General features: G+C 60.0%; 4 protein-coding genes and 1 pseudogene. 2 read left to right on the forward strand and 3 right to left on the reverse strand.

The features are described 5' to 3' along the window. Positions 1-27: 27 nt before the first annotated feature. Positions 28-792: a methyl-accepting chemotaxis protein gene (locus HU811_RS27815; protein ID WP_370695207.1), complete on the reverse strand. Its 765-nt coding sequence runs from the start codon at positions 790-792 to the stop codon at positions 28-30. A gap of 93 nt (positions 793-885) precedes the next feature. Then, positions 886-1,917 (reverse strand): annotated as a pseudogene (locus tag HU811_RS27820) (HAMP domain-containing protein); the annotation flags it as partial. Positions 1,918-2,106: 189 nt separating this feature from the next. Here HU811_RS27820 and HU811_RS23065 point away from each other — a divergent pair. Then, positions 2,107-3,594, forward strand: a complete 1,488-nt coding sequence (locus HU811_RS23065) for a helicase HerA-like domain-containing protein (RefSeq protein ID WP_186658270.1) — start codon at positions 2,107-2,109, stop codon at positions 3,592-3,594. Positions 3,595-3,743: 149 nt separating this feature from the next. On the opposite strand, the gene HU811_RS23070 is transcribed toward HU811_RS23065, so the two are convergent. Continuing rightward, positions 3,744-4,199, reverse strand: coding sequence for a DUF721 domain-containing protein (locus HU811_RS23070; protein WP_186658272.1), 456 nt, complete (start codon positions 4,197-4,199; stop codon positions 3,744-3,746). Positions 4,200-4,506: 307 nt separating this feature from the next. Between HU811_RS23070 and secA the strand changes: the two genes are divergently transcribed. Beyond that, on the forward strand, positions 4,507-7,242 hold the full coding sequence (gene secA / locus HU811_RS23075) for a preprotein translocase subunit SecA (RefSeq protein WP_186658274.1): 2,736 nt from the start codon (positions 4,507-4,509) through the stop codon (positions 7,240-7,242). Positions 7,243-7,295 lie beyond the last annotated feature (53 nt).

The raw sequence follows: 7,295 nt of genomic DNA on the forward strand, positions 1-7,295 counted from the left end.
GTGGGAGCGAGCCTGCTCGCGATGGCGTCAGATGCGGAAACTGCCCACCAGTTGCTTCAACCGCGCCGCCTGCTGCTCAAGGTCTGAGCAGGCACGCAATGTCGATTGCAGGTTCTCCACGCCTTCCTGGTTCAGCGTGTTGATCTCGGTGATGTCCACGTTGATGGATTCCACCACGGCCGTCTGCTCCTCGGTGGCGGTGGCCACTGACTGGTTCATGCCATCGATTTCGCCGATGCGCTGGGTCACGCTGTTCAGACGCTCACCGGCCAGGTTAGCGATTTCCACGCTTTCCTGGCTGTGGCGCTGGCTGTCGTTCATGGTTGTGACCGAATCACGGGCGCCAACCTGCAATTCCTCAATCATGGTCTGCACCTGTTGCGCCGATTCCTGGGTGCGGTGGGCCAGGTTGCGCACTTCATCGGCCACCACGGCAAACCCGCGCCCGGCCTCACCGGCCCGGGCCGCCTCGATCGCGGCATTGAGGGCCAGCAGGTTGGTTTGCTGGGAAATACTGGTGATCACTTCCAGGATCTGGCCAATGTTCACGGTTTTGCTGTTCAGCGATTCAACGTTGCTGCTCGAAGCACTCAGCAAGTCGGACAAGCGATTCATCGCGGCAATGCTGCGATCCACCACTTGTTGGCCGTCCTCGGCCAGGCCTCGGGCGTCGCTGGCTTGATGGGACGCTTGCGCTGCATTGCGGGCGATTTCCTGAGCAGCGGCGCCTAATTGATTGATGGCTGCGGCAACGCTGTTGGTGCGACTGGCCTGCTCGTCGGAATTGACCATCGAGGAGTTCGACGCGCTCACCACCCGCAAGGCAACTTCGTTGACGTGTTCGGTGGCGGAAGACACTTCGCGGATCGAATTATGAATACGTTCCACGAAACGGTTGAACGCCGTGCCCAGAATGCCGAATTCGTCCTGATTCTGGATCGTCAGGCGTTTGGTCAGGTCGCCGTCGCCATCGGCGATGCCCTCCATCGCCCGGGTCATCACATGCAACGGCTGGATCAGCAAGCGGATCAACATGCTCAGCAGCGCAATGATGAACGCCACGGCAATGACCGTCGCCACGACGGCCGAGGTGCGGAAATCGCTGAGCATCGAGTAGGCCTTGTCTTTATCCACCGACACGCCGACGTACCAGTTCACCGAGGGCAGGCCCTTGATCGGCGTGAAGGTCACGATGCGCGTATGGCCATCGACCTCGACTTCGCTGATCTGGTCGCTGATCTTCGGGGTGTTCGTCGGGTAGGCTTCGGCCAGGGTTTTCATGACCAGGGCTTTATCCGGGTGTACCAGGATCTTGCCGTCGGCGCTGATCAGGTAGGCATACCCCATGCCGTCGAAATCCACGGTCTTGAGGTTGTCCACAATGGTCTGCAGGCTCAGGTCGCCGCCCACGACACCGACATTTTGCGTGGCGTTTTTCGAGGCGCTGGCGATGGAAATGATCAGCCCGCCACTGGCAGCGTCGATGTAGGGTTCGGTCAGGGTCGAGGTGCTGCTGCTTTGTGCGCCCTTGTACCAAGGACGTACGCGCGGATCGAAACCGTCAGGCATCTTCGCATCGGGACGAATGATAAAACTGCCCTGGGCATCGCCAAGGTAGGACGCCATGAAGGTCGAGGTCAGCGCTTTCTGTTCCAGCAGGTGGGTGACGCTGCTCGGGTCCGGTGTGACGGCGATGTTCTGGGCCAGGTTCTCGATAAGCAGGATGCGGCCGGTCAGCCAGGTCTGAATGTTGTTTGCCGTGACAGCACCCATTTCATGCAGGTAGCTGTCCAGGTCGTCACGGATGGCGTTGCGTTGCAGGTAATCGTTGTAGGCCGTGAAGGAAGCGAAGGCTGCAATCACGATGAGCGCGGCGGCTATTAGAATTTTATGGCTAAAGCGCAGGTTTTTATTCATGGCTCGGGGGTCCGCTAAGGTCTTGATACGCTAAGCGTGCTTATATATAAGCGCGCAAAAATGGCTTCATAGTGAAAAAAAGCTGATATTTCCTTCTCTCCTTAGGGAATTATCCGACCTTGTTTTCAGTAGGGTCTGTCGCTTTAGATATCGGCCATGCAAGGCCATAGATTAATCACAGGTGACGAAATGCCTGACTCATCGCAACTTGTTATTGGCGCCGACCTTGCCGGCCAACCCATCGCCCAGGCCATGCGCTTGGCCAACCGTCATGGTCTGGTGGCGGGTGCCACCGGCACCGGCAAGACCGTCACCTTGCAGCGCCTGGCCGAAACGTTCAGCGACGCCGGCGTGGCGGTATTCGCTGCAGACATCAAAGGCGACCTGTGCGGCCTCGGCGCCGCCGGTAACCCCCAAGGCAAAGTCGCCGAGCGTATTGCCGGCATGTCCTGGCTCGGCCACACACCCCAGGCGTATCCGGTGACCTTGTGGGACATTCACGGCAAATCCGGTCATCCGCTGCGCACCACCCTGAGTGAAATGGGCCCGCTGTTGCTCGGCAGCCTGTTGGAACTCACCGACAGTCAGCAATCGGCGCTGTACGCGGCCTTCAAGGTTGCCGACCGCGAAGGCCTATTGCTGCTGGATCTCAAGGACTTGAAGGCGCTGCTCAATCACCTCAGGGACAACCCCGAGCTGCTGGGAGACGACGCCGCTTTGATGACCACCGGTTCCAGCCAGGCTTTGCTGCGGCGCTTGGCCACATTGGAGCAACAAGGCGCGGATGCGTTGTTCGGTGAGCCGGCCTTGCAGTTGGAAGATATTCTGCAACCGGCCAGCGACGGCCGCGGCCGCATCCATTTGCTGGACGCCAGCCGTCTGGTCCATGAAGCGCCGAAAGTCTATGCCACGTTCCTGCTCTGGCTGCTGGCCGAGTTGTTCGAGCAATTGCCCGAGCGCGGCGACGCGGAAAAACCGCTGCTGGCGCTGTTCTTCGATGAGGCCCATCTGCTCTTTGCCGATACCCCCAAGGCGTTGCAAGAACGGTTGGAACAGGTCGTGCGGCTGATTCGCTCCAAAGGCGTGGGTGTGTATTTCGTGACCCAGTCGCCAGGAGACTTGCCGGACGACGTGCTGGCGCAGTTGGGCCTGCGCATCCAGCACGGCCTGCGGGCCTTTACCACCAAGGAGCAGAAATCCCTGCGGGCAGTGGCGGACGGTTTCCGGCCCAATCCGCAATTCGATGCCCTGACGGTGCTGACCGAGCTGGGTATTGGCGAAGCCTTGGTCGGCACCCTGCAGGAAAAGGGCACGCCTGAGATGGTCCAGCGCGTGCTGGTGGCGCCGCCCCAGTCGCGGATCGGGCCGTTGACCGAAGCCGAACGTGCCGGGCTGATTGCCGGTTCCCCTTTGCAAGGGCGTTATGACAAACCCATTGATCGCGAGTCGGCCTATGAAGTGCTGATGGGGCGCAAGGGCTTGGAGCCGCAAGCCGAAGAGGCTCAAGGCAAGGCGACTGCTGAAGAACCGAGCTTCACCGACAAGGCCGGGGAGTTTCTCGGTACGGCGGCCGGCCAGGCATTGAAATCGGCGATGCGCCAGGCGGCCAATCAGTTGGGCCGGCAGTTGGTACGTGGGTTGATGGGGTCGTTGCTGGGGAGCAAAAAACGCCGGTAGTTTTAACAGGGGTGTTGGCTGATCTACCGCTATCGCGAGCAGGCTCGCTCCCACAATGGTCCTGTTTCGTACACAAAATCTGTGTTCACCGAAGATCCCCTGTGGGAGCGAGCCTGCTCGCGATAGCTATTCAATAGGCCCTGAAGATATCAATCCTTGGGCCGCCCATGCGCCGCCAACCGCTCCAGCGCCGCCCGCAGGTTGGGGTCGCTGATGCCGTCCGCAGTGGCCTGGATGGTGGCGGCTGCGTCGGTGGACAAGTCCAGCGTGTGCCCCTTGACGGCGACCTGCACCGTGGGCGGTTGTACCTTGAACAGAATCCGCGTCAGGCCGGCAAATTCCTCGAACGCCTGCAATTGCCTCAGCAGGCGCTTTTGCTGATAGCGCAAGCGCGTGGCCCAGTGCCCGTCCGTGACGATCAGCAGCAGACTGCCTTCGCGCCAGGAGGCCACGTGGCAGTGCTCGCGAGCGGCGGGCTGTAATTGGCTGTCCAGCAGGCGCTGCAAGTGACCCAGTCGTTTGGCGTGGCCGAAGATGGCTTTCAGCGGTTTGGCTTCGCGCAGCAGAACGGCGGGAACCTTGGCTGGAAGAGGGCGAAAGGCCATGAACGAGTACCGCAAGTGACAGAGGCGTCATGGTAGCAGAAACCGCCGAGTGCGCCGCCACCGCTCGCCGCGGGCGCCCTTGTCCGCCCAATCAATGAATAACTTCTCTCGTTTGTGGGTTGAAGTTCCCGTAAAAGCCCTTATTTTAGGGAGGCCCCGTCACAGCGCTGTGCCAGCATCGTGGAATAACGCCACTTTCCTCACCATCGTTTCCGGGTAGAATGCTCGTTCGCATGCGGCCATGAGGGCTGCACGGGCGACTCACGGGGCCGCCCTCCATCCCTTTAGTGTGGAAGATCCTGCCGATATGTTTGCGCCTTTGTTAAAGAAACTTTTTGGAAGCAAGAACGAGCGTGAAGTCAAACGCATGCTCAAGACGGTACAGATCGTCAATGCCTTCGAAGAGCAAATGGTGGCCCTTTCGGACGATCAGTTACGCGCCAAGACTGCCGAATTCAAGGACCGCATCGCCAAGGGTGAAACCCTTGACCAGCTCCTGCCCGAAGCCTTTGCGGTTGCCCGTGAAGCCGGCAAGCGGGTGATGGGCATGCGTCACTTCGACGTTCAGTTGATCGGCGGCATGACCTTGCACGAAGGCAAGATCGCTGAAATGCGTACCGGTGAAGGCAAGACCCTGGTGGCGACACTGGCGGTATACCTCAATGCACTGTCCGGCAAGGGCGTGCATGTGGTGACGGTCAACGACTACCTGGCCCGCCGTGATGCCAACTGGATGCGCCCGCTGTATGAATTCCTCGGCCTGACGGTCGGGGTGGTCACGCCGTTCCAGCCGCCGGAAGAAAAACGCACCGCCTACGCCTGCGATATCACCTACGGCACCAACAACGAATTCGGTTTCGATTACCTGCGCGACAACATGGCGTTCAGCCTGGATGAAAAATTCCAGCGCGAACTCAACTTTGCCGTAATCGACGAAGTCGACTCCATTCTCATCGACGAAGCCCGTACCCCGCTGATCATTTCCGGTCAGGCCGAGGACAGTTCCAAGCTGTACATCGAGATCAACAAGCTGATCCCGCAGCTGGAACTGCACGTCGAAGAAGTCGAGGGTGAAGTGACCAAGGCTGGCCATTACACGGTCGACGAGAAGACTCGCCAGGTCGAGCTCAATGAAGCCGGTCACCAGTTCATCGAGGAAATGCTCACCCGCGTCGGCCTGCTGGCCGAGGGCGAGAGCCTGTACTCGGCCCATAACCTGGGCCTGCTGACCCACGTTTATGCCGGTCTGCGTGCGCACAAGCTGTTCCATCGCAACGTCGAGTACATCGTCCAGGACGGCCAGGTCGTGCTGGTGGATGAACATACCGGCCGGACCATGCCGGGCCGTCGCCTGTCCGAAGGCCTGCACCAGGCCATCGAAGCCAAGGAAGGTCTGAACATCCAGGCCGAGAGCCAGACCCTGGCCTCGACCACTTTCCAGAACTACTTCCGCCTGTACAACAAGCTGTCCGGCATGACCGGTACCGCCGACACCGAAGCGTTCGAATTCCATCAGATCTACGGCCTGCAAGTGATGGTGATCCCGCCTAACAAGCCGCTGGCCCGTAAAGACTACAACGACCTGGTGTTCCTCACCGCCGATGAGAAATATGCGGCGATCATTGCCGACATCAAGGAATGCATGGCCCAGGGCCGTCCTATCCTGGTGGGTACCGCCACGATCGAAACTTCCGAGCACATGTCTGCATTGCTCACCAAGGAAGGTATCGAGCACAAGGTCCTCAACGCCAAGTTCCACGAAAAAGAAGCCGAGATCATCGCCCAGGCCGGTCGTCCGGGTGCCCTGACCATTGCCACCAACATGGCCGGTCGTGGTACCGACATCCTGTTGGGTGGCAACTGGGAAGTGGAAGTCGCCTCCCTGGAAAACCCGACTCCCGAGCAGATCGCGCAGATCAAGGCCGACTGGCAGAAGCGTCATCAACAGGTGCTCGAGTCCGGCGGTTTGCAGGTGATCGCTTCCGAGCGTCACGAATCGCGTCGTATCGACAACCAGCTGCGTGGCCGTGCCGGTCGCCAGGGCGATGCCGGTTCCAGCCGCTTCTATCTGTCGTTGGAAGACAGCCTGATGCGTATCTTCGCTTCTGATCGGGTGAAGAACTTCATGAAGGCCCTGGGCATGCAGCCCGGCGAAGCGATCGAACACCGGATGGTGACCAACGCCATCGAGAAAGCCCAGCGCAAGGTCGAGGGCCGCAACTTCGATATCCGCAAGCAATTGCTGGAGTTCGACGACGTCAACAACGAACAGCGTAAAGTGATTTATCACATGCGTAACAGTTTGTTGGCCGCCGACAACATTGGCGAAACCATCGCCGATTTCCGCCAGGACGTGCTCAACGCAACCATCAGCGCCCACATTCCGCCGCAGTCGCTGCCTGAGCAGTGGGATGTCGCCGGTCTGGAAGCTGCCTTGCAGAGCGACTTCGGCGTGGCGTTGCCGATCCAGCAATGGCTGGACGAAGACGATCACCTGTACGAAGAAACCCTGCGCGAGAAGCTGCTGGCCGAACTGATCGCTGCGTACAACGAGAAAGAAGACCAGGCCGGCGAAGAAGCGCTGCGCTCCTTCGAGAAGCAGATCGTACTGCGGGTGCTGGACGACCTGTGGAAAGACCACCTGTCGACCATGGACCACTTGCGCCATGGTATCCACCTGCGTGGTTACGCCCAGAAGAACCCCAAGCAGGAGTACAAGCGCGAGTCCTTCACGCTGTTCTCCGAGTTGCTGGATTCGATCAAGCGCGACTCGATCCGCGTGTTGTCCCACGTTCAGGTTCGCCGCGAAGACCCGGTCGAAGAAGAAGCCCGTTTGCGTCAGGAAGCCGAAGCCCTGGCCGCGCGCATGCAGTTTGAGCACGCCCCGGCCCCAGGCCTGGAAGTTGCCCAGGAGGAGGGCGCCGAGGTGGATGTTGCCTTGGCGACCGCGCCGGTACGTAACGAGCAGAAGCTGGGCCGCAACGAGCTGTGCTATTGCGGTTCGGGCAAGAAATACAAGCATTGTCACGGGCAGATTCAGTAACACCCGTTTCAAACGCTGAACGACCCGCGCCGCGACCGGCTTTCAGCCGTCGC

The organism is Pseudomonas tehranensis (assembly GCF_014268615.1).
GTDB classification, from domain to species: domain Bacteria; phylum Pseudomonadota; class Gammaproteobacteria; order Pseudomonadales; family Pseudomonadaceae; genus Aquipseudomonas; species Aquipseudomonas tehranensis.